The organism is Anoxybacillus andreesenii (assembly GCF_030813005.1).
Lineage (GTDB): Bacteria > Bacillota > Bacilli > Bacillales > Cytobacillaceae > Robertmurraya > Robertmurraya andreesenii.
In genome coordinates this window covers 80,958-104,701 of record NZ_JAUSTU010000002.1, presented here as the reverse complement: position 1 = coordinate 104,701, position 23,744 = coordinate 80,958, and the positions used below count along the sequence as shown (strand labels likewise).

The window sequence follows — 23,744 nt, the reverse complement described above, 5'->3', positions numbered from 1 at the left end:
ACTAGTATAAGTCAATACAAATGAACTAATTCTTATCTACCAATAGAATACTGTCATTTTTTGTAGGAAATCAATACTATCTTTCTGGGAATTGCACTTTAATAGATAAATATATGGTATATTTTCTAGTAGACACCATATTTTGCTAACAGGAGTGAGGAGAATTGCAGAGAAAAATGGGGATCCTTGTCGTCTGCCTGCTGCTTTTACAGTTATCTATCAATTTACCAACGACAAAAGCGGCCGTATTTGACAAGAAAGTCCAAGAAAAAAAGACAGTAGTGGCGCCTGATGTCACTCATATAATGGAAAACTATCAAACTGGAAACGTTAAAGAAGCGGTCAATATCCTTGATATTAACCTCAAAAATACATATACAAACTTGGAAATCGGCTTACCCAATCCACTTAATTCTCTCAAAACAACAACTAGTACAGCGAAAGCGAATAGCTATGAGGGTCACCGAGTGATTGGTGCGGTGAATGCTTCCTTTTTCCTAAGTACAGGACCAGCCAATCTTTTGGCAAAAAATAATCAGATTATTAACTATGGGATTCTAGGAGAAAAGTTTGATAGCCCGACCCAGAAACCTGTTGCCTTTGGCATCTCTAGTTCTGGTAAGGCTATAGCAGACTATTACACTACGAAGCTATCTTTTACCGTAGATGGCCAGACATATCCGATCGACCTGATTAATAGTGAAAGAACCGCTAACAAAAACGTTCTCTACACCTCTGTAAAGAAAACGACGGGGACAAATCCGTGGGGAATTGATATTGTTGTCACAAATGCTTCTAAGAGTACAAAAGAAGTCTATTTCGGGGATACGATTACAGGAACCGTTTCTAGTATTACTCAATATGGGCAGCCTGGAAATTCAGCAATTCCAGCTGATGGCTTTGTTGTTTCCGTTCAGAACAAGGAGCTTGCTACAAAGCTTAGCACTTTGCCGGCGGACACTCCAATAGAAGTAAATCTATCAATTGATGATAAATGGAAGGATGCTGAGTTTATTCTTGCAGCAGGACCTTTACTTGTAAAAGACGGCAAGGTCAATATTTCCATGCCGACGAGTTCTTCCTTTGTAACCACACGCAGTGATCGTACGGCCGTTGCAGTCGATTCAACAGGAACACGCGTATTTCTTGTGACGGTGGACGGTAGACAAAGTGGCTATAGCAACGGAACAAATCTAAAAGACCTAGCATCTTTTCTAATCTCTAAAGGGGCTTCAGCAGCGATTAATCTTGATGGTGGCGGTTCAACAACGATGGCCGTTCGCCAGCCATTTACGATCTTACCTGCATTGGCAAACAAGCCTTCCGGGGGAAGTGAACGAAGAGTTTCCGCCATTCTGCAGGTTGTGAATACTGCACCGCCTGGTCAAGCAAAAACAATCAAGCTGAACAAGGTAGCAAGCAGCATTCAAAAAGGAAAATCTATGGATATCACAGTCTCTCAAATTTTTGATGAATATATGAATCCAGTTACTGTCGATCCTGCCAAACTGAAATACACGGTTCAGGGGAATATCGGAACCATGGCAGGTACAAAGTTTACAGCGACTAATGGTGGAGCAGGAAAAGTAATTGTTGAATATGAGGGTGCGAAAGTAGAAGTGAGTATCCTAGTAGATGACTCTATTTATAAGGATGTAAAAAGTAGCTTCTGGGCTTACCCAAGTATTCAATACCTTAATACACGTGGGTTAATTAAAGGCTATCCAGATGGTACCTTTAAACCAAATAACACGATCACTCGTGCGGAAGCCGCTACGATTATCGCAAGAGCATTAGATTTGAAGAAGACGACCAATCCAAGCTTCAAGGACGTAAAGAGCACCCACTATGCCTACAATGAAATTGCGGCAGTTGCCGAAAAGGGAATTCTTACCGGGAGAGAAGCAGGAAGCTTCAGTCCAGATGGCAAGCTGATGCGTGCGGAAATGGCTACTATTTTGAAAAGAGCTTATCAGCTTACAGGCACAACGACAGCGAAATTCTCCGATGTCAGCACAAAGCATTGGGCCTATGACACTATTAATACTCTCATCGCTAATAAGATAACAGACGGTTATGAGGACGGCACCTTTAAACCAGATCGCCAAATCTCTCGCGCGGAATTTGCGACGATGCTGGATCGGGTAGAGAATAAATAGGGAAAATAGCAGATTTATGATACGGAATGAACAGGACTAGACCATCCACCTTCTGTATAAAAAATATCCAAATAACAAGAGCACTGTTCATGAAAACGGTGCTCTTGTCATTTGGAGGAAATTCCCTGTAATCTACGGTTGACTTCACTGGGATTAATTGGAATAATAGAGTATGAGTAACTATTGTAATAAATGGAGGAGAAAATGAAAAAAATATTAAGTTTGCTTGCTGCTGTTTTTCTTTTGGTACCACTTTTCCACATGCCGAGTGAAGTGAGTGCTGCTACTGCTTCTGAGGTCAAATCATGGGAAAGCTCCTTAAAGAGCTCAATCGCAAGAAAAAGCTGGAATAATGCTGCGATTTATAGCAAAAAGCTAGCCGAGCATTATGATCAAAAGGGTCAGTATGACATTGCTGCCAAATACTATGATGATAACGCGATGTACTGGGCGAAGGCTGGACATGCTGATTGGGGTATTCAAAATTCGATTCGTGCCGATCATATTCGTACAGAAGTAGGGCTTTATGTTGAAAAGCCACTCCCATTAAATCAAAAGCTTGCCAAATTTGAGCCTACCAGTGGTACATACCTTGGATTGTTTTTGGCAGGAAAAAGGGAGAATGCGAATCCAGATCCGGTCAAAGATATTTATGGAAAAAATCATGCGATGTACTTAACCTATACTACTTGGGGTAAAAAATACCCAGATACAAACACATATTTCCCAATGACTTTTGCCAAAAAGGCAAAGCAAAACGGGTCAGCCATCCAAATTGGATTTGAACCTATGAATGGCCTGAATGAGGTAAAGGACGGGGAATATATTCGCCAATTTGCACGCGAAGCAAAGGAATCAGGAGTTCCAGTATTCCTCCGTTTTGCAGGAGAAATGAATGGCGAATGGGTACCATGGAGTGGGGACCCAAAGAAATATATTGAGAAGTTTCGTTTGGTTTATAAGATTATGAAGGAGGAAGCGCCAAATGTGGCGATGGTTTGGTCACCGAACTTCCTTCCACGTCATAATATTGACCCATATTATCCAGGCGATAATTATGTTGATTGGGTGGGTCTATCTTTATACACAATTCCTTTTTCACATGGTAAAGAGGTTCCAGGTGGGAATCCAATGGACTACTTGAAGCCAATTTATGAAAAATATAGTCATAAACCGATGATGGTGTCAGAAGGTGCTGTCTCTCATTATAGCTATGAACAAAGGAAGGATTATTCTGCATGGGCTTCTGGTCAAATCGGTAATATGTATGGCTTCATGCCAAGAATATATCCGCAAATCAAGGCGATCACTTATTTTAACCTTGATAAGCAAACAACCAGCTATGATAACCAAAACAATAACTATGATTTAGCTGCAAGTCCAGTGGTAGATAAGAAATATCAAACCATTATCAGCAGCTCCTACTTCCTCGATCATTTAACCGTTGATAGCAAAAATGATACGGTCAAAACTCAATACGTTCCTGTTGAGAAAATCAAAGAGGTAGCAGGTGTTCACAATGTATTTGCTTATGTGAAGCTGCCATTAGGAAAGCAACCTTACTATGTAGCCGTATACCAGGGTAAGACAAAGCTTGCAGAATCCTATGCACAGCCTTGGGATATGAAGATTGATTTCAAGAAAGTCGACCCGAAACAACCTTTAACCGTGATTGCCTTTGATAAGAACTTCAAGCGCTTGGCAACGAAAGAATTTAAAGGGAGTTTTACAAAGGTTAACAAGATCGGGAAATTCACCGATGTGAAGGATACACATTGGGCTTTCGCTGATATTGAGAAGGCAGAAGAAGACGGTATTGTAACTGGCTATCCAGGTGGAACCTTTCTTCCTAACAATAAGGTGACGACGGCGGAATTTATGACCATGCTTGGACGCTCTTATGGGGTGGGCAGTGAATTGGAAAAGGCGCCATATCCAAAAGGGGTTGTCGATTACATGAAAACGATGAACTTCCCTTATCATGAGAAAGCAAGCGAAGCGATTACTAGAAAAGAAGTGGCAGAAATCATTAGTGGAACGAGAGGCTTGAATCTTTCTGGTGATGATGCAATCAAGTACTTGCTCGTGAATGATTTGGCAAAAGGAAAGGATTCCAATCAAGTTTCGGTTAAAAGCTACAAAGGTGAAGAAACTCTAACTAGAGCAGAAGCCGTTACTTTTGTGGCGAACATCAAGAAGGCTGCAGGGCATAAAATTACTGAACGGCCTCTAGAGCCAAGTGATGCAACCGTTATTCGAGAGGAATACCAGTCTAGGTTTGAATAAGCAATAGTTAGAGTAGCAGTGGGAATCTCCCAAAGTATAACGTCTTAAATATTAGAAGGGCATCCGAAAGTTGATGGATGCCCTTTTTTGATCTTCATCATCACAGTACCAGGTACCATGGTACTAGGTCCCGAAATCTTTGTTCACCCCTATCCAATTTAATGGTAGAATGAATAGACTGGAGAAATAGGAGGGTATTATGGTAAAAAGAAAAACTTTGCTATTTGCTTCCATTTTATTAATAGCATTAGTAGGTTTATGGGGAATAAAAGTGTTAAAAAAGGACGTACCTAAAGCGACCGAGACGACGGTACCAGAGAAGCAATACGATGTTATTGTGATCGGTGGCGAGCCCGAAGGAGTAGCTGCAGCAGTATCAGCAGCCCGAAATGGAGCTAAGACGCTTCTAGTGGAACGTCGGGATGATTTAGGTGGGTTATTTACATACGGAATGCTCAATTTCCTTGATATTCCTCAAGGAGAAGATGGTGAATCGGTGAGCCAGGGGATTTTCAAGGAGTGGCATGCATTAGTTGGTGGAGGAAGTGCCTTTGGTATCGAAGAAGGAAAGAGTGCTTTCAGACAGCTGGTGGAGAATGAATCGAATCTCTCTTTAATGACAGAGACGACGGTTTCAGAAGCCATTTTAGAAGAGAATCGCGTTGCAGGAGTGGAATTGACGAACGAACACGGCACTTTCAAGGTCAAAGGGAAAGCTTTCATTGATGCGACCCAGGATGCCGACTTTGCGGTGATGGCAGGTGCTCCCTATTTTGTTGGGGGAGAGGACATCGGAATTAAGCATAAGAAAATGTCGGTGACACTCATGATTCATTTGAAGAATCTCGATTGGGAGCGAATTAAGGAGACAGCAGCCTCCGAGAAATTTGGCAGTGCGGTTGTAACGGATAAGGTCGCATGGGGATTTTCTGCTTTGCATCATGTGTACATGCCGGTAGAGGAAAATACGAGATTGCGTGGGTTAAATCTCGCCAAAATCAATGATGAATACTTCATTAATGCCCTACAACTATTTGGCGTGGATGGGCTAGATGAGGAATCCAAGAAGGCTGCGATTGAAAAAGGGAAACGAGAGACTGAAAATATTCTTGCCTATTTGCAAAAGGAGTTTCCTGGCTTCGAAAATGCAGAGATTGCTAGCTTCCCGAGCGAGCTCTATGTTAGAGAAACACGGCATATTTGGGCGGAATATCAGCTTCCGATGTCAGATGTTTGGACAAACAGGGATCATTGGGACAATATTGGTTATGGGGGCTATCCGGTCGATATTCAGGCACAGACCCCTCAGGATTACGGATATATTGTCGCTGACCCTAAGCAGTATGCGATCCCGTTCCGCTCGTTAGTTCCTAAGGAAATCGATGGACTACTTGTTGTCGGTCGAGCAGCCGGCTACTCATCGATTGCGGCAGGAAGTGCTCGTGTGGTTCCAACTGGGATGACAACAGGTGAGGCAGCTGGTGCAGCAGCCGCACTAGCGATCGAAGAGAAGGTTACTTTTAGGGAATTGAGTAGGAATGAAGGACTGATTGAAGCCCTGCGAGATACCTTGACGAAGCAAGGAGCTTTTGTCAAACATATCAAGACAAGCTATCCATATGAAGGCGAATGGTATGATGAATCGATTCAGACCCTAATTGATTATGGACTCATCTTTGGCCGCTATGATAATGATATGAAGGTTGATGAGGTAGCGACAACGCATGCTTTTATGAATATGGTGAAGGAAATATTGCTTCGGGTTGATGAGGAGGGCTATTTTTACTCAGAAGATGAGCTTGCCACACTATATGATCAACTAATAGAAAAAGAAGACCGGCCTATTACGAGAGACGAGGCAGCCGGTATTTTGGCCCAGTTGTTATATAAAGAAACTGGAACTACTAGCTGGGGAACACTGCTAGAACAGCAAGTGATCAGTGATGATTTAGCTAATCGAATAAGTGAGGATCAAGAGTTGACTTTGAAGGAAATGTTCGCAATCAATGCTTCCTTCATTCATTATCTAAAGCTCTTTTCTCAGTGATTGTTGCTTTTGTTCAAAAAATGAATCAGATATGACTTAATGCAATTTATCCATTGAAGCAACGGAGAAAAGAGCTACTTTCATAATCCGTGGGCCATGTCTAATACAAAACGCAATGGTTGGCATTAAAACCATTGCAAAACAACAATCCGTACGAAAACAGCCTTTTAAAGCGGAATCTGTAGGGAGGGTATTATGGGAAAGAGGTTAATTTGGGTGGTAGCCTTGCTACTAATTGGCGCAGCAGGATATTGGGGCTATCAATCTTATAATAATAAGCAAGACAAACAGGAAGTAGAGAATCTGACACAAGGGTATGAGAAACCAAGTGTGCAGAGTGATTTAGCTGAGCAATATGACGTTATTGTCATTGGTGGAGAGCCAGAAGGGGTTGCTGCTGCGGTATCGGCTGCCCGGAATGGTGCCAAGACGCTCCTTGTGGAGAAGCGAGCAGAGCTCGGTGGACTTTTCACCTATGGTATGTTGAACTTTCTCGATATTCCTCAGGGTGAGGATGGGAAGTCGGTCAGCCGAGGAATTTATGGGGAGTGGCATAAGCTGGTTGGCGGAGGAAATGCATTTGGAATTTTGGAAGCTAAGGCTGCTTTTCAAAAGCTAGTCGATGACGAGCCGAATCTTACACTAGCAACAGAAACGGATGTTGTGAAGTCGGTGATGGCTCGAAATAAGGTGACCGCGGTGCGATTGAAGAACGTAAACGGTGAGTTTGAGGTGAAGGGAAAGGCCTTCATTGATGCGACTCAGGATGCTGATTTCGCGACCATGTCGAATGTTCCATACTTCACTGGCGGTGAGGACATTGGTATTAAGGATAAAAAAATGGCCGTCACGCTCATGATCCATTTGAAAAATGTCGATTGGAAAAAGATCAAAGAAACAGCGAAATCTGAGAAATTCGGTGCTGCTGAAGTAACAGATTCGGTTGCTTGGGGATTTTCGAAGCTTCACTATGATTACGAGCCTGTGGAGGAGAACACTAGACTTCGAGGGCTTAATCTCGTGAAAATTGATGATGAATATTATATTAATGCACTGCAGATTTTTGGCATCGATGGACTGGACGAAGCTTCAAAGCAGGAAGCAATTGAAAAAGGGAAACGAGAAACGAAGCATATTCTCGCTTTTTTACAAAAGGAATTTCCAGGCTTTGAGAATGCAGAGATTGCCAGCTTCCCAACAGAGCTCTATGTAAGGGAAACAAGACATATTTGGGCGGAGTACCAGCTACCTATGGCGGATGTGTGGACGAATAAGGACCATTGGGATAGCATCGGATTTGGGGCTTATCCAGTTGATGTTCAAGCACAAACGCCTCAGGATTATGGCTATGTTTTATCCGATCCAAAGCAATATGCGATTCCATTCCGTTCCCTCGTTCCAAAAGGAATTGATGGATTATTGGTAGTTGGTCGCTCGGCAGGCTTTTCTTCTTTGGCAGCGGGTAGTGCACGGGTTGTACCAACGGGAATGGTCACAGGGGAAGCGGCAGGCGCTGCGGCGGCGCTTGCTTTGGAGCAAGACTTGTCGTTTCGGGAGCTAAGCAAGGATAAGGAATTAATCAAAACGCTAAGAAACACGTTGGAGAAGCAAGGAGCATTTGTAAAGCATATCGAAACCGACTATCCATATCAGGGTGAATGGTATGACGAATCGATTCAAACATTAATGAACTATGGCTTAGTCGTCGGCGGCTATTCCAATGAACTAAAGGTAGATGAGGCGGCCACAAGACATAGCTTTGTGAACATGCTGAAGGGCGCAGTTTACCGTGCGAATCCAGTTGTGGCAAAGGAACTCGGGGACAAGCTTGAGGCTATTCATGCCGAAGCATTCAGCACGGAGAATGGTCCTCTCGAATTAAATGAAGCAAGTTCCATTTTGGCAAAGCTGTTCTTCAAAGAGGGTGAGAGCTGGGGAACGATCGTCGAGAATGGACTCATTGCCCCTCAGACAGCTGACCATATCAAATCCGAGAACCACAAACTCCAGCTCAAAGAAATGTACGCCATCTGTGCAAGCGTCATCGAATACATCAAAGAATAAGAATGGTACCAGGTACCGCTGGTGGACAAAAAATCGATTTTGTCCGTGTGGGGTGGACAGTTGGTGAAAATCCTCATATATTATGAGTTTAATCAAACGTTTGATTGAAGGAGCATCCTTTTTTGGAAGGGTGCTTTTCTTTTTATCTGGTACCAGCAATGTTCGGTGATGTTGTGGGCGAGATCTGAGCAATTTAAAAAAATGCCCGTCATTCCACGTGAATAATATCTGCAAACCAGTCATTTCGGGGGCTCGTTCACACCGATATTTGCGGAAAATCTATTTTATTTGCGAAAAAAAGAATATATTTGCTTAAATTTCAATTTATTTGCTAAAAAACAACTATATTTGCGGAAATCCAGTTTTATTTGCGAAACACTCTTAAATGTTTTTTTGGCTAACATTGACAATCCCCGCACACCCTTCATTCAAACTACATTTAACAGGAAATTTAAAAAATATTATAAATTATCATAACATTTCTATTATAATAGAGAAAACCAGTTAAGCGAGGTGTAGCTGTTGTTTTCAAATAAGGTACTATCCGCCATTTCTCTCCCCTCACTATTATTAGATCTGGATGCATTTGATGCAAACTGCCGGGAGATTGCGAAAAAAGCAAACGGAAAAAAATTAAGGATTGCCTCAAAATCAATTCGTTCAGTTTCTGTTTTAAAAAGAATCCTTGAGTCAAATTCCGTCTATCAGGGGATTATGACCTTCAGCCCACATGAAGCGATTTTTCTAGCCGAAAAAGGATTTGATGATATTTTGATGGGCTATCCTTGCTGGGATAAGGAAGCTTTATCAAAAATTGCTCAGCTCACCGAAAGCCGGATTGTTCTTATGGTTGATTGTATCGAGCATATCGATTACCTAGAGAAGATCGCTGAGGAGACAAAGGGAAGCTTCTATCTCTGCGTCGATGTGGATATGAGTACCACCTTTCCAGGACTCCATTTCGGTGTGAGACGTTCGCCTATAAAAACGGAGCATAGTGCCTTAGAGCTAGCCGAGCGGATTCAGCAGGCACAGAGGATCGAATTGCTTGGGGTGATGGGCTATGAAGCGCAAATTGCAGGTGTGGGCGACCGGGTTCCTTCACAGCAAATGAAAAACAAACTCATAACGTATCTAAAAGGAAAATCCATCACAGAAATTCAATCACGAAGAGGGAAAATCATTGAAATGCTACGCAAAAAAGGGTTTGCACTTTCACTTGTTAACGGCGGTGGTACGGGCAGTCTACATACAACGACAACGGAGGATTACATAACGGAGGTTACGGTGGGCTCGGGATTTTACTCCCCACTGTTATTTGATTACTACAAGGACTTCTGCTATAAGCCGTCACTATTTTTCGCCTTGCCAGTTGTAAGAAGGCCTGCCCCGAACATTTACACATGCCTTGGCGGTGGCTACATTGCTTCCGGTGCAATTGGGAAGGACAAAGAACCAAAGCCAGTGTTTCCACCTGGAGGTAAGCTCCTCTCCTTAGAAGGTGCAGGCGAGGTGCAAACGCCAGTCTTCTTTGAAAAAGAAACACTTGAGATTGGAGATCCTATTATTTTTCGCGCAGCTAAAGCGGGAGAGGTTTGTGAACGTTTCAATGAGATAATATGCATTTCCAATGGAGAAATCGTCGATCGTTATCCAACGTATCGCGGGGAGGGAGCTTGCTTTTTATGATAAAAACGGTTCAAGGTCAGACATGGAAAAATTGGTCTCAATCAGTTGAAAGCCATCCTGAAAAAATTCTCTACCCAGCTACGATTGACGAGGTGTGTACGCTGGTGAGGGAGGCGAAGCAGCAAAGGAAAAAGATTCGTGTTGTCGGAGCTGGGCACTCTTTTACTAGACTGGTCCAGACGGATGTATGGCTGGTTTCTCTAGATCTATTAAGTGGAATTGAAGAGCTTGATGAAGGGAAAATGACAGTTACGGTGCTTGGTGGTACGAGGCTTTTTCAAATCGGCGAAGAGCTTGGGAGGCGAGGGTTTGCTCAGGAAAACCTTGGGGATATTAATGTTCAGAGTATTGCTGGAGCGATTTCGACGGGAACGCATGGGAACGGAATAGGATTTGGAAATGTTTCGTCACAGGTACTCGAAATAACGATTGTCACCGCTTCTGGTGAAGTCATGACGATCTCGGAAACGATGAATGACAAGTATTTTAAGGCCAGTCTTGTTTCACTTGGCAGTCTTGGAATTATTGTAAAAGTGAAGCTGCGAATGATTAAGAGTCCTGTCTATGAATACAGAAGCGATAAGGTTCGTTTTTCTGAACTCATAGAGAAGCTCGACTATCTCATAGATTCTAATCGCCATTTTGAATTTTACCTGTTTCCTTTTTCCGATCTCGTTCAAATCAAAACGATGAATATCACGAATCGACAACCACAGCGTTTGACCTTCCACCATTTAGAAAGTCTCGTGCTTGAAAACTATCTTTTTTTCCTTCTATCAGAATTGTGTAGATGGTTCCCAAGGACTACCCGATTTGTCAGCCGTCTTTCTGCAAAGGCGATTGGGACCACTTCAATTGCTGCTCACAGCTACCAGCTTTTTGCCACACCGAGAAAAGTGAAATTTAATGAAATCGAGTACTGCATCCCTCTTGAGAACATGAAGGAAGCGATTCAAGAGGTTCGAGAGCATATCGAGACCAATCAATATGAGGTGCACTTCCCAATTGAGTGCCGCACTGTCAAAGCTGATGATATTTGGCTAAGTCCGTCCTATCAAAGGGATTCTGCCTATATCGCCTTCCATATGTACAAGGGCATGCCCTATGAGAGATATTTCCGTGATATGGAGGCCATTATGCAGAAGCATGGGGGCCGACCGCATTGGGGAAAAATGCATAAGCGTGAGCATCCTGAGCTACTTAGTCTTTATCCAAGGTTTGCTGATTTTCTGAACGTGCGGCAGGAGCTAGATCCGGACGGGATGTTTTTGAATGAATACCTGCGGGAGCTGTTTGTGTGGGATAAGGCGGAGGAGCGAACTGGGAGTTGAATTTGGATATGAGTCTGAGTCTGAGTTTTCAACTGCATCAGTGTTCCATATCTATACTCGCTTGGCCCTGCTTTTGGAAAGTAGGGCCAAACTTTACTGGCCGCGTGTAGATTCAGCAAAGGGATAGGGGTTTCTTGGCCTTTTTATGCTTGGAATCCCGTTTCGCAAATAAATTTTGTTTTTAGCAAATATAATTGTTTTTTCGCAAATAAAAGCCTTTTTCCGCAAATATAATTGGTTTTTAGCAAATAAACTTAAGTTTTTGCAAACAACCTCCATCACTCCTTCTTCAACGAGTAACTTCTGCCCTTGTTTGTGCCAGATGGAGCTAAATTCATAGAGTTTAAGAGTCGATTTGCGGTAAAAATAGAGGGGAGATGGGTAAATTCGCGGAATTTTTGGTTGGTGATGAATGAATCGATGAGAAGGAAGTAATCCTCAATCGCTTTTTCGTGGGCATCCCTAGAATAAGACAAACATTTTTCGCAAAACCACTTCCTTTTACAACGAACCATTGCAAATTGCTTGCATTCTGGACATTGGACACCTGTCGTGATTTCAGATTTATTTATTCCATAATACTTCAGAATATCTATGTCTTCTGGGGTATGGACTCTTAACAGTGTCTTACTTAATTTTCGCATGTCTTTAAGTTCAAGAATTTCTTGTGTATTCCTACTTTCTATTTCTTCCATTCTTTCAATAAGATTTTGAATTTTGACCACAGTTTTTGTAATTTCCCTGTCGTTTGGGCTCTTTTTCAAGATAGCGGTGGGGTTGCTCATGACTACTAGGGGGTGTATGGGAAGATGGCCAAGATTGTGATGCTCCAGCCAATGGTGCAGTTGTTTTTGATGCCACTTGACTTGTGAGACTGGGTCGGGAAATCCTTCCTCTTGGTTATTAGCAGTACGAATTAGTTGATTGAAGGAGCTGTCAAAAAATAGTTCGCCGAATATATTTTTGCATTCGAGGATGAACGCGGCATGTCGGGTGAGGGCCAAAAAGTCAATTTGAAAGTGGTGTTTCACAGTGGGGAGTCGAAGGTTGTGAAAAATAAAGGTCTCTTTTTCCGGCAAGAAATCTAAATAATAAGCTACGGCTCGCTCACCTTTGTAGCCGGATTTTTGTCTGATGAGGTCCTGCGTGACTTCTGGAGCTTTGGGATGAAGATCGGAAATACGAAGGCTAAGAGCCTCTAGTTTCTTTAAACGTACTGGTTTGGCTATTTCGTTGATAAACAAGTAACTCACTCCTTATCTCGTGTTAAGTAGAAGTTCGACATTGGTGGGGGAAATCCTTTTTTGGGTGTTTCGCTAATATATGTTGTTTTTAGCAAATAAAATTGTTTTTTAGCAAATACTTTCGCGTTTTCGCAATTAAACTTAAATTTCCGCAAATATCTCGATTTTTTCGCAAATAACGCATTCTGGCAGCCGAGAATAGGCCAATTTCCCCCGCAAAATCGCACTTACAGCAGCCATCACTTAAAAAACTGCCCCCCCTTAGGTTGACAGTCTCCTTCTTCTACCTCTTCGGCAAGCTATTCATATACTCATCTGACAAATTCAATAGCTCCGATATTCGTTCATAATCCTTTTCATATTGGGAAAAGTCCGCCAGCGTTTCCCGACTCTGAAGTTCGAAAGCCTCTCCATCAGCAAAGCCTTCAGCAGGCTTAAAGACAATCTTGTTGTTAAAAAAGGACCCTACAGGCATATAGTATCTCATTCCGAATAGGTTATCCGGGTAATTGACAATATCCTGGCCAAAATGGACATAATCATCCAGTGACAACCCAAGCATATTAGCAACAGTCGGCATGATATCGAGCTGACTGCCAACCACTTCATTGACTTCCCCTAATTTTTCCCCGCCAACGGCCACAATAAACGGGATGTTAAATTGATCCAGGAAGCTATACTCGTGGTTAACAAGACCCTCGAGCAAGTCAAAATCGTTTTCCTTCAGTCCGCTCGGCTGCAATCCAAAGTGGTCGCCATAAAGAACAAGAATGGTGTCCTCCCAGAGCCCTTCATCCTTTAAGCTTTGAACCAATTTTTCTATGGCGGCATCAGTATAGGAGATGGCTTTCAGGTAGTCTCCAACGATTGAACCGTCAAATTCAGCGGGAAGCTGGAGTGTCTTTTTGTCATCTGGAATTTTAAAAGGATGATGACTAGACAAGGTCACAATCTGCGCATAAAATTTTTGTCCGCTATCATGGAGTTTCTTTAGCTCGGGCAATGCCTTTTCATAGACATATTCGTCTGATGGGCCAATGCCAATGACATCCTCGTTTCCAAAGAATTCAATGTCATAATACTTGTCGAATCCGAGCGCAGGGTACATTTTATCTCTGCTCCAAAAAGTGACATCATTCGCATGGAAGGTCATCGTTTGGTAGTCTTCCTTTTTCAAAAGCTTAGGAAGGCTCGGAATTTCTCGGTCGCTAAAGGTCTCCGAGGTTGCAGTCCAAGCGGATGGGTACAAGGAAGTATTGAACATGAATTCCGCATCGGACGTATTCCCAGGGCCGATTTGTTGAAAGACATTCGGGAAATACAAGCTCCCTTGGAGCAAATCATTTAAGAAGGGAGTGATTTCCTTTCCATCGACCTTAAGGTTAATTGTGAAATCCTGAAAGGCCTCCGCTTGGATCACGATGAGGTTTTTACCTTCTGCTATCCCTCTTAGCTTCAGATTCTCGGCAGGAATCGGCTCTATTCCTTTTATTTCTCTAATTTTCTCGGGAAGGCTCGCTTTCTCCTCGCTTGTTAAAAGAGGAGTACTTGCAGCTTCCGCTTTATCTTTGACAGCAAGAATTTCATATGTAAGAATCCCTTGTTTTTCGGCAGCTAGAACGGTATTCGCAATTTTCGCATCCCTTTGGGTAAAAAGCTGATATCCAACTAGAGAAACACCCAAAATCATGATTGGGAGCACTAGCTTTAGATTAATACGTTCCGCTGTTTTTGCCCCGGATTTCTTTTTCATAAAAAAGTAAATCGGTAAAAGGATAAAATCGACAAATATTAAGAAGTAGACCGGCTTAATCAACTGGAGAACGCTATCTTTCACCGTCCCCACTTGTCCAATCTGGGAAAAAACATGAACCGTCACAATGTAGCCGAAATAATCATGATAAATAAGAACGGCCAACAAAAGCACCGTGAAAATTAGATTAAGGGCAATATATAGAATGATTTTCAGCTTCTTTGACGAAAGGAGTTCGACTAGCCCGAAAAACAAGAGTAAATACCCAATCTCCACGAAAATAGTTTTAAAGATATTGGCATTCTCAAATAACAAGCCCCTCACGAAAAGGAATTTTAATAGAACAAGAGAAAGAAACACAAAAAACGGCCAATGACTCTGCAAATCAAGCTTCTTCAACAACCTCTATCACATCCATAGGCATAATCTACTAATCAGGTTTTATCTTACATTAGATGAAATAGTTTGTAAAATCTAATAATATGGCGGTACCAGGTACCGCCGGTGGACAAAAACCTCAATTTGTCCACCTGGTATGGACACTAATGTTGATTTTGGAAAATATTGATAGAACATTACTTATTTCAATGGTATGATATTAGTTGGAAAGAGTTATTCATGTCTCACTCCCATATTCCCTTCACCAACCACACAAAAATACTTCACTTCCAAAATACGATATCAAAGGAGGTCATCGATCTTGCCACGCAAGCCCCTTATCTGGTTTCCAGGTGCAACCTACCATATCATCAGTAAAGGCATAAGAAGCAGTTCCATTTTTGAGGATGATGAAGATCACAACAAATATCTCTCGCTTCTAGCTGAAACGAAAGAAAAATATGGTTTCACCCTTCAAGCATATTGCCTCATGACAAATCATACCCATCTTCAGCTGCAAACCGCGAATGATCCCCCGGGAAAAATCATGCATGCTCTCAATCTCAAATATGCTAAATACTTCAACCAAAAATATTCCTATTCTGGTCATGTGTTTGACAATCGTTACTTCTGGGAGCTGGTCGATTCTATCGGATATGAAATCGAATTAAGCAAATATATTCATCTTAATCCTCTGAAAGCGGGAATAGTTAATAAGCCGGAGGACTACCCGTGGAGCAGTTACAGAGCCTACGTCCTCCACGAGAAGAATAATCTCATATCCTCTGATAGAATCCTCTCCTATTTCACTGAGCCCCAAATCTCCAACTACATCCAATTCATCCAAGCAGAAGAAAGTCCATTAGCGTATGCAAATCTCGATATTATAGGAAATGCACCGGTATAGCATATTCGGCATATTGAATTGTCCACCCCATGTGGACAAATTGGACGAAAAGTCCACCGGCGGTACCAGGTACCAAAAACAAAAATAATAAGAAGAGGTGATGTTATGGCGTCGGTTGTTTATTGTTTTGGGATTTCGGGAATTGAAGGACGGCTAGTAGAGGTGGAAACCGATACGATGGTGGGGATCCCTTCTGTGTCGATTGTTGGTCTTGGGGATAAGGCGGTCAAGGAAGCGAGGGAGCGTCTTGAAGCGGCCATCACACACTCTGGATTTTCCTTCCCGTTTCAAAAGGTGGTGTTCAATCTTGCTCCATCGGATATGAAGAAAACAGGAACCCACTATGATTTGGCGATGGCCATAGGGCTACTGACTAGAACGGGGCAGCTACAGGGGGTAAGCATCAATAAGACCGGTTTTATCGGTGAGCTATCCCTAAATGCCAATATTCGCCCTGTTTCCGGTGTGTTGCCAATGGTTCTAAAAGCGAAAGAGGCTGGTCTCAGAAGGGTCATCCTCGCCACGGATAATATCCGAGAGGCCTCTCTTGTAAAAGGAATTGAAATTATTGGCTTTCAAACTCTATCTGAAGTCGTTCATTTTTTATCTGGAAGGACACCTCCTCCTTCAGCACCGCCCCTAGAAAATCCTCCGAAAGCACAATCCTACCATGATTTTTCCGATGTAAAAGGGCAGGACCTAATGACCGAATACATCGCTATCGCCGCTGCCGGAGGGCATAACCTTCTTATGATTGGACCACCTGGATGCGGAAAGTCAATGCTGGCAAAACGAATCCCAACCATTTTACCCAGTATGACTGAGGAAGAGTCGCTAGAGGTTACAAAAATATACAGCGTGGCCAATCTTCTCAAGGACAAGGGGACCCTCATCACGAAAAGGCCGTACCGTGCTCCCCATCACAATGCCTCTACAAACGCCCTAATCGGTGGTGGAAGTGTAGCAAAGCCGGGTGAAATTTCTCTTGCCCATAACGGTGTTCTTTTTCTAGATGAAATTGCTGAATTCAGCAAGAAAACACTCGATGCATTGAGGCAGCCTTTGGAGGATCAATCGGTTACGATCACTAGAGTGTGGGGTGCCAATACATATCCCGCCCACTTCATGCTAGTGGGTGCGATGAATCCATGCCCATGCGGTTATTTTGGTCAGGAGAAATGCCGTTGCACCGACTATGAAATCGTGAAATATCGGCAAAAATTATCCGGCCCAATCCTCGATCGGATGGACATTCAGAAATATGTGGCTCCGGTCGATTTATTTGCGGAAAATGAGCCATCAAAATCCTCAGCTGAAATTCGCCACAGGGTTTCAACCGCTCGAAAAATTCAAGAGGAACGCTACCAGCATATTCCTTCAATGAATTGCAATGCCCAGCTTACGCCCGCTCTTATAAGCAAGTTCTGCCAGTTAGATCGGGAAAGCACCGACCTTCTTAGAAAAGCCTATGATCGATTCCGATACAGTGGTCGCAGCCTGCACAAAATCATCAAGGTCGCAAGGACGATTGCTGATTTAGAGGGAGCAAAGGACATTCGAGCCCCTCATATGAGAAAAAGCATTTTAAGCAGAGATTTGGAAAAAGACAAAATTACTTTTACAGGAGTGTAGTGATGGAACGATATTGGATATGGTTAAGTTTGATAAAATATGTTGGCCCGGTTTTACAAAAAAATCTACTGGGGTATTTCGGCTGTCCTAGGAAAGTGTTTGAAGCAGCTGGAAAGGAATTAGCAGAGGTACCCACTATGAACAAAAGAGCCCTCCAATCCCTTTTGAACAGTAAAACCCTGACCTACGCTGAAAACATCCTTCAGAATTGCAGAGAAAAGGAAATCCAAATTTTGCAATTTGACGATGAAAGATATCCTCCTCATGCCAAAAGCTGCCCAGAATCTCCGGTTGTCCTATTTTATAAAGGAACCCTAGAGCCAATAACGGAGGCCGTGGCGGTTGTTGGTTCAAGGCGCTGCACTTCGTACGGAAAAAAGATGGCACAGGAAATGGGGAGACAATTGGCGGAATATGGAGTACCACTCATCAGCGGTTTTGCAAAGGGGATTGACAGCTACGCACAATCCGCATGTGTCAACAAAGGAGGCTACACGATAGCCTTTCTAGCAGGTGGAGTGGATTTGTGCTATCCAGCGGAACAGCGCCCACTTTACGAGAAGATATTAGAATCAGGAAGTGTATTCATTTCCTCACAACCACCCGGAACAAAGGCCCGTCCTGAATATTTCCTACAGCGAAATGCATTCATCAGCGCCTGGTCGTCCGAGGTTGTCGTTGTTGAGGCCACAGCGAAAAGCGGCGCCCTATGGACCGCAAAATTTGCCCAAAGCCAAGGCCGTTCTCTATTTGCGGTTCCCCATCCAATCGGTATGCCTGAGGGAGAAGGAACGAACCAGCTTATCGCAGAAGGAAAGGCTGAATTGTTCATGGGGATAGAAGAAAGTCTGGATAGCATTAAGAAACAAAGCAGGATGGTTACTCTAGACCAGAGAACTTCCCGTGTGTCACTCCATCCCCTCTCAAAAATTCAGCATCAAATTCTAACCTTCCTCACCGACAATGCACCCAAATCACTCCTAGAACTTTCACGGCAGAGCCAAATCTCTGAAGAAACCATCCTTGAAGAACTTCTCACCCTAGAGCTCAACGGAATAATTATTCTCAGAGGAAATTTAGTCTCAAAGATCTAAAAAATACTAAGGAACATAGCTTTGAAAGGGTAAAGAGAACATCATCCGTTCTCTCTGCCCTTTCATTTTCTTTGCATTGTCCACCCCACGTGGACAAAATCGAGGAAAAGTCCACCGGCGGTACCAGGTACCATTTTTAAAATATTGTAAATATTTTAAATAGTGATTTCCCGCTTATGCTTTTTTTGTTATGATAGAAATTGGAAGATAATAGTTGATTCTCTAGTAAATTGTATATTAGGAGGAATAGGATGATGTCTTACCAACCAAAGTTGTATCGCAAGTTCTTAGCATCGATTACAGCAGTAGCTGTTGTCGCATCAATGGCCGTTCCGGCTGCAAGTGCAGACACAACTTCCACAGTCCAAACGAAGAAGTTTTCCGATGTGAAGGATGATTACTGGGCTGCAAAAGAGATTTATAGTTTAGTAGAAAAAGGGATTATCAAGGGATACCAAGACAATACATACAAACCGAATCAACCAATTATTCGAGGGCATGTAGCCAATTTATTGACAACTGCACTCAATCTTACCGTTCCATCAGATCTCAAGGCATTTGACGATGTGGACTCGAAATCTGAATTTGCCAAGGGGGCAGCTGCAACGAAGGCGGCGGGAATCTTCGAGGGCTATGATAAGAGATTTAACGCCAAAGGTGTTCTTACACGCGAGCAGATGGCCTCTGTATTAGTGCGCGCATTTAACCTAAAGACTCCTGTGAAGGGTCAAGAGATTAAGTTCACTGATTCTAAAAAAATTGGTTCAGCCCACCAGGCTGATGTCATCGTTCTAGCACAAAATGGCATCACGCTCGGAAACAAGGATGGCTCATTTGATCCACAAGGCGCCGTGACTCGTGCATCATTCGCTGTCTTCCTTGAAAGAGCACTCAAGACGCTGGACAAGGATACCTACGATCTAGCAGTTATGCACACCAATGATACCCATGCTAATCTGGACAGCGTGGCTAAGAAGGCAACCGCTATTAAGGATTTCAGAGCGAAAAACAAGAACTCTCTTTTAATCGATGCGGGGGATGTCATGTCCGGAACTCTTTATTTTAACGAATTCAAGGGACAGGCAGATTTAGAATTCATGAACATCATCGGCTATGATGTCATGACCTTTGGGAACCATGAATTTGATCTTGGCAGTACAGCGGAAGGTCATAAGGCTCTAGCCGATTTTGTTAAATCAGCGAAATTCCCATTTGTCAGTGCGAACGTTGATTTTTCAAAAGATACCTTGTTTAACGGCCTTTACAAAGGCGGAACATATACGGATAAGCCGGAGAATGGCAACATCTATTCAGGAATTGTGAAGGAAGTAGATGGAGAAAAGATCGGAATCTTTGGTCTCACAACGGTGGATACACCAGACATTTCAAGCCCTGAAAAAGTGGAATTTCTTGATTATTTAGCTAAAGCGGAGGAAGCAGTAGCCAACCTAGAAAAAGCAGGGGTAGACAAAATTGTTGCTGTTTCGCATCTCGGCTATGATGACAATCCGGCCATCGACAACGATCTAGAGCTTGCAAAGCTTGTGGATGGTATCGACATTATTGTAGGTGGTCATACCCACACCCAACTAAATAAACCAGTATTAATCAACAAGGATGAAAACGGAAAAGAGAAGGAACCAACGGTCATCGTCCAAGCCAATGAATACAATAAATTCCTTGGCACATTAGATGTTGAATTTGACGAGAATGGAGTTATCGTTGGTTACGCTGGGGAACTCATTACCATCGCCGATCGGAAAGAGGATCCGGAAACAGCGACTCTACTAAAAGGGTATTCTAGCAAAATTGATGAAATAAAGAACACAGAAACAGGGGCAGTAGCTGTCAATAAACTAGAGAATCCACGCCAAAGTGATGGGAAGGTATCCGTCAGTGTCAGAAGCAATGAAACACCACTCGGAAATCTTATCTCTGATGGCATGCTAGCAAAGGCAAAGGAATACTTTCCGAAGACCGTGATTGCTGTGAACAACGGTGGTGGCATCCGTGCGGAAATTGACAAGGGACCAATCACATTAGGGGAGATTCTTACTACGATGCCATATGGAAATACTCTCGCTGTGATGACACTAAAGGGCACAGAGCTGATCGCTGCACTTGAGCATAGTGTGAAAGAGACACCAAAAGAAAGCGGTGGCTTCCTCCATGTATCAGGCATGAAGTTCACCTATGATAGCTCTAAGCCAGTAGGTGAAAGAGTCATTTCTGTTGAAGTTGCAGAGGAAGAAGGCAAATTTACTCCATTAGACAAAGCCAAGGAGTATGTCATTGCGACAAGCACGTTCACTGCAAAGGGTGGAGACGGGTACAGCATGTTCGCAAAAGCTTATGAAGAAGGCCGTGTGACAGACCTTGGACATACGGACTGGAGCAACTTCCTTGACTATGTTGTGAAACTAAAGACGGTTGATCCGAAAGTCGAAGGCCGGATCATCGACCTAGCACCAACGAAAAAATAATCGCTAAACCATTCGGGGAGAACCTTATCAAATAGGTTCTCCCCTTTTCTTTGCTATAAATGTCCGCCTTATTTGGACAGAATTACCAAAATGTCCACAGGCGGTACCTGGTACTTCTATTGTGCCACTTAGCGGTACAGACACCAAGGAAAACTATTGTGGTAAAATTTTTTTTGGTCTACTGCTTGTAAATATTGTATGTTATAATATCTACTAGATTTGTAGAAATAACGGAACTTTTGGAGGAGAAAATGGAAGAGACAATAAGTCTGAGAGAATTATTTGAAGTATTAAGGAAAAGGATGTCATTAATTGTCGTAATAACAGTACTTGCAACAGCGGTTAGTGGGGTGGCAAGTTTTTTTCTTTTGACTCCAATTTATCAAGCTTCGACTCAAATTCTAGTAAGTCAAGCAGCAGCAGGATCGCTAGCTTCGATCGCTGGAATTTCTTTTGATGCCGATGCGAAGTACATAGAAACCTATAATGTGATCATGAAGAGTCCATATATACTAGATCAAGTGATAGAGGAGTTAGATTTGGATACAACCCCGGAACAGCTAAATGGGAATGTGAGTGTTTCCCAGCAGGGACAATCTCAGGTTGTTACCATCAGTGTGAACAATGAGGACCCTGCAGAAGCTGTTCTGATTGCGAATGAAATCGCAAAGGTGTTCCAACGAGAGATTTCCCAATTAATGCGAATTGATAATATTCATATTCTATCTCCTGCAGAATTAGCGGATAACCCAAGCCCGATTAAGCCGCAGCCGATGTTGAACATGGCGATTGCTTTTGTTGTAGGACTGATGGTAGGTGTAGGGATTGCCTTCCTATTAGAGTATATGGATAACACGATTAAGAGCGAGCAAGATATAGAAAAAGTACTAGGGCTGCCAATTTTAGGAGCTATCACCACGATTACGTCTGAGGATGAAGAGCGTTCGGTGAAGTCTAGAAGGCCTAAAGGAGAGACAGCATAATGTTCAAAAAAAGGGAAAAAAAGCTTGGAACGAATAGCCGTCAATTAATCACAAAGCAGAACCCGCGTTCACCGATTTCTGAACAATATCGGACCATTCGTACAAACATCGAATATTCCTCCTTTGATGAGGAAATCCGTTCAATCGTGGTCACCTCTTCGGGACCTGGTGAGGGGAAATCAACAACCATTTCCAATTTAGCTGTAGTATTCTCACAGCAAGGAAAGAAGGTTCTCTTGATTGATGCTGATATGCGAAAGCCCACAGCTCACTATACCTTCCACATGAAGAATAATTTTGGGCTAACCAATATTTTGAAAAAGCAGCGTACCTTATCCGAAACGGTCCAAAAGTCGGAGGATAATCTCTATATCCTAACGAGCGGTCCAATTCCACCGAACCCAGCTGAAATTCTTGGGTCTAAAGGAATGGAAGAGCTACTTCGGGAAGCGAATGAGCAATTTGATTTAGTGCTAATCGATACGCCCCCGGTGCTTGCGGTGACGGACGCGCAGATTTTGTCGAACAAGTGTAGCGGAACGATCTTAGTAGTCAATAGTGGGAAGACAGAAACTGAGGCTGCCATGAAAGCGAAGGAGCTCCTTGTTAATTCAAAGGCGAGGATTCTAGGAGTTGTTCTAAATCAAAAGAAAGCGAAGCAAAGTCAATATTACTATTATTATGGTGATAAATAGTGGAAGCAGGAATATTCAGTGACAAATATTGACGTGATGCTAGGATAATAGTACTCTAAGATTATGCTAATATTTGTCAAAAACAGGGGGATTTTGCAATGATTGATATCCATAGTCATATTTTGTCGGGAATAGATGATGGTGCGAAAGAACTAGATGACAGCCTTGATTTAGCCCGTATGGCTGTTCAAGAAGGGATCCATACAATCATTGCCACTCCTCACCATAAGAACGGTCGCTATGAAAATGCAAAACCAGTCATCCTCCAAAGAGTGAAGGAGCTTAATCAAGTGCTAGAGCAGGAGAACATTCCGTTGACCGTTCTGCCAGGCCAAGAGCCAAGAATCTATGGGGATATCATCCCAGATTACGAGAATGGGGAGATCCTCACCCTTAATGACGGAGATCAATATTTATTTATTGAACTTCCGTCTAATCATGTTCCTCGTTATACCGAACAGCTTCTTTTTGATATTCAAATGAAGGGTTTGACGCCCATCATTGTTCATCCGGAGAGAAACCAAGAGCTAATGGAGCAACCAGATACCTTATATCAGCTAGTGAAAAAGGGTGCACTCACCCAAATAACAGCGGCAAGCGTCGCTGGATTCTTCGGGAAAAATATCAAGAAATTCTCTCTTCAATTAATAGACGCAAATCTCACACATTTCGTTTCGTCTGATGCCCATAATATTTCGAGTCGCTCCTTCAAGATGGTTGAGGCCCTTGATGTGATAGAGAAAAAATATGGCGTAGACATGATTTATTTGTTCAAAGAAAATGCAGACCTTCTTGTGCAAGGGAAGAATGTTAATAAAGAAATCCCAATACGACTGAAAACAAAGAAGTTTCTGGGGATTTTCTAGTCTGTATAGATATGTTGGCCTATGTGTCAAACAATATATCAACCATACTATTATGAGTAAGGCAACCGGTCAAACACATCAGATTAGTCAGGCCAAAGACCTGACCGGCAATGTCTCCTTACCGTTATCAATG

General features: G+C 42.8%; 15 protein-coding genes. 13 read left to right on the top strand and 2 right to left on the bottom strand.

What is annotated here, in order from left to right; translation table 11 throughout:
* Positions 1 to 164: 164 nt before the first annotated feature.
* The 6 genes from J2S07_RS02545 to J2S07_RS02520 all read left to right on the top strand — a co-directional run bounded on the left by J2S07_RS02545 (position 165) and on the right by J2S07_RS02520 (position 11,576).
* Complete coding sequence (locus J2S07_RS02545) at positions 165 to 2,159, top strand: S-layer homology domain-containing protein (protein WP_307148830.1); 1,995 nt, start codon at positions 165 to 167, stop codon at positions 2,157 to 2,159.
* A gap of 204 nt (positions 2,160 to 2,363) precedes the next feature.
* Positions 2,364 to 4,445: an S-layer homology domain-containing protein gene (locus J2S07_RS02540; protein WP_307148829.1), complete on the top strand. Its 2,082-nt coding sequence runs from the start codon at positions 2,364 to 2,366 to the stop codon at positions 4,443 to 4,445.
* 199 nt (positions 4,446 to 4,644) lie between these two features.
* Positions 4,645 to 6,492: an FAD-dependent oxidoreductase gene (locus tag J2S07_RS02535; RefSeq protein ID WP_307148828.1), complete on the top strand. Its 1,848-nt coding sequence runs from the start codon at positions 4,645 to 4,647 to the stop codon at positions 6,490 to 6,492.
* A 195-nt stretch (positions 6,493 to 6,687) separates the two neighbouring features.
* Positions 6,688 to 8,556: an FAD-dependent oxidoreductase gene (locus tag J2S07_RS02530; RefSeq protein WP_307148827.1), complete on the top strand. Its 1,869-nt coding sequence runs from the start codon at positions 6,688 to 6,690 to the stop codon at positions 8,554 to 8,556.
* Positions 8,557 to 9,078: 522 nt separating this feature from the next.
* On the top strand, positions 9,079 to 10,245 hold the full coding sequence (locus J2S07_RS02525; RefSeq protein ID WP_307148826.1) for an amino acid deaminase/aldolase: 1,167 nt from the start codon (positions 9,079 to 9,081) through the stop codon (positions 10,243 to 10,245).
* Positions 10,245 to 11,576, top strand: a complete 1,332-nt coding sequence (locus tag J2S07_RS02520; RefSeq protein ID WP_307149040.1) for a D-arabinono-1,4-lactone oxidase — start codon at positions 10,245 to 10,247, stop codon at positions 11,574 to 11,576. Before J2S07_RS02525 ends, J2S07_RS02520 begins: the two co-directional genes overlap by 1 nt.
* Positions 11,577 to 11,854: 278 nt before the next feature.
* Here J2S07_RS02520 and J2S07_RS02515 read toward each other — a convergent pair whose 3' ends face one another.
* A complete protein-coding gene (locus J2S07_RS02515; RefSeq protein WP_307148825.1) occupies positions 11,855 to 12,820 on the bottom strand; it encodes an NERD domain-containing protein in 966 nt (321 codons plus the stop codon).
* A 283-nt stretch (positions 12,821 to 13,103) separates the two neighbouring features.
* On the bottom strand, positions 13,104 to 14,975 hold the full coding sequence (locus J2S07_RS02510) for an LTA synthase family protein (RefSeq protein ID WP_307148824.1): 1,872 nt from the start codon (positions 14,973 to 14,975) through the stop codon (positions 13,104 to 13,106).
* A gap of 298 nt (positions 14,976 to 15,273) precedes the next feature.
* Between J2S07_RS02510 and J2S07_RS02505 the strand changes: the two genes are divergently transcribed.
* The 7 genes from J2S07_RS02505 (at position 15,274) to J2S07_RS02475 (ending at position 23,611) form a co-directional block, all read left to right on the top strand.
* On the top strand, positions 15,274 to 15,858 hold the full coding sequence (locus tag J2S07_RS02505) for a transposase (RefSeq protein WP_307148823.1): 585 nt from the start codon (positions 15,274 to 15,276) through the stop codon (positions 15,856 to 15,858).
* A gap of 105 nt (positions 15,859 to 15,963) precedes the next feature.
* Positions 15,964 to 17,490 (top strand): YifB family Mg chelatase-like AAA ATPase, encoded by a 1,527-nt coding sequence (locus tag J2S07_RS02500; protein WP_307148822.1) that lies wholly within the window; start codon positions 15,964 to 15,966, stop codon positions 17,488 to 17,490.
* A 2-nt stretch (positions 17,491 to 17,492) separates the two neighbouring features.
* The gene (dprA, locus tag J2S07_RS02495) at positions 17,493 to 18,584 is read left to right on the top strand and encodes a DNA-processing protein DprA (protein ID WP_307148821.1); all 1,092 of its coding nucleotides are present in this window, start codon (positions 17,493 to 17,495) and stop codon (positions 18,582 to 18,584) included.
* 254 nt (positions 18,585 to 18,838) lie between these two features.
* Positions 18,839 to 21,067: a 5'-nucleotidase C-terminal domain-containing protein gene (locus J2S07_RS02490; RefSeq protein ID WP_307148820.1), complete on the top strand. Its 2,229-nt coding sequence runs from the start codon at positions 18,839 to 18,841 to the stop codon at positions 21,065 to 21,067.
* 251 nt (positions 21,068 to 21,318) lie between these two features.
* Complete coding sequence (locus J2S07_RS02485; protein ID WP_307148819.1) at positions 21,319 to 22,050, top strand: YveK family protein; 732 nt, start codon at positions 21,319 to 21,321, stop codon at positions 22,048 to 22,050.
* Positions 22,050 to 22,745, top strand: coding sequence for a CpsD/CapB family tyrosine-protein kinase (locus J2S07_RS02480; protein WP_307148818.1), 696 nt, complete (start codon positions 22,050 to 22,052; stop codon positions 22,743 to 22,745). Before J2S07_RS02485 ends, J2S07_RS02480 begins: the two co-directional genes overlap by 1 nt.
* Before the next feature lie 98 nt (positions 22,746 to 22,843).
* On the top strand, positions 22,844 to 23,611 hold the full coding sequence (locus J2S07_RS02475; RefSeq protein ID WP_307148817.1) for a tyrosine-protein phosphatase: 768 nt from the start codon (positions 22,844 to 22,846) through the stop codon (positions 23,609 to 23,611).
* The last annotated feature ends 133 nt before the right edge of the window (positions 23,612 to 23,744 follow it).